Annotated in this window: 1 protein-coding gene; it reads left to right on the top strand. The window is 50.9% G+C overall.

The features are described from left to right. Window positions 1-250 precede the first annotated feature (250 nt). Window positions 251-1,258: OmpA family protein (locus BTA35_RS16390; RefSeq protein ID WP_160055366.1), on the top strand; the 1,008-nt coding region annotated here is incomplete at its 3' end.

The raw sequence follows: 1,258 nt of genomic DNA, 5'->3' as shown, positions 1-1,258 counted from the left end.
TGGTATGGTGAGATTGAAGCAGACCAGAGTCATGGTGATACCGAGAGCTTTGGCGATCTTGATGTTGATAGCACGGTCGAAGAAACAGGCTATCTGTCAGAGGATGATCAACCCTGCGAGTGGTAAGACACTCATGAGGTAAAAAAGCGGCATGGGATGGTTACATCCCATGCTTTTTTTTGTTCTTTACATGCTTTTTTTGTTCTTTAAGTGTGCAGCTGCCGAGGCAGTTTTGAATTTGAGGTTTGGGATGCGAGCCAGCAAGCTTTTGTTAATGACGGGAATAGTGTTAGCGCCGGGGTTGGTCTCAGCTCAGGAAGGTGTCTACATCGGTGGTTTTTATGAAGCCGTTGCTACGGACAGTAAAAAGAAAACAGACGCAGACTTTGACTATCTTGATGGCGGCCAGGGTCCGGGGCTTGAACTTGGCGTGTTTTTCACACCGAGCTGGGGTGCGCGCCTTGAATGGGGGCAGCAGGATTATGATCGTGCATCACCACTGGCATCCGGTGGCGATGAACGCCGGTTAGGTCTTGATCTGATGTACCGTTTTACAGAGAAGAATCATGCCTATGTCTTTGCAGGCTTTAAAAGTGTGACACCGGGTGTTGGGCACTCTGTCGCTAATGCCGGTCTTGGCGGAAGTCTGCCCCTGACATCCCGCTGGTCACTGTTTGCTGAGGGTGTCGCTTATCAGGGAATGAAGACAGATTTTACCGATCTGGGTGCTAAAGCAGGGGTACGCTATCAGTTTTATACCAGTGAACATGATTTTCTGGCACCCCATAAGCCGGTGCGCACAGTAGTTACGTCTGTACCGGAATCAGACCTGGACCGGGATGGCGTGATTGATCGCCTGGATCTGTGTCCGGGGACACCGGTCAAATACCTGGTAAATGAGGATGGCTGTACGATAGCCGAGCAGTTTGTGGTCTCGATGCAGCTGAAAATTCTTTTCCCGAATGATTCCTCAGAACTGGAGCCAAGCTATTATCCAGAGATCAAGAAAGTTGCAGATTTTATGGCAAGCCGGCCAGATACCGCGGTTGAGATTGGAGGTCATACATCGGCCCCGGCGAGTTTTGACTATAACCTGGCCCTGTCCCGTGCCCGTGCTGAAGCCGTGAGTCGGGTATTGGTTGAAGAGTTCAAGGTTGATCCGCAACGGGTGCGGAGCAAAGGGTATGGTGAGTCGAGATTGTTAGATCCGGCAGATAACGAAGCGGCCCATAGCAGGAACAGGCGAATAGAGGCGGTT

Origin of the sequence: Oceanospirillum linum, assembly GCF_001995095.2 — a bacterium.
Classification (GTDB): domain Bacteria; phylum Pseudomonadota; class Gammaproteobacteria; order Pseudomonadales; family Halomonadaceae; genus Oceanospirillum; species Oceanospirillum linum.
This window is presented reverse-complemented; position numbering and strand designations above follow the sequence as displayed.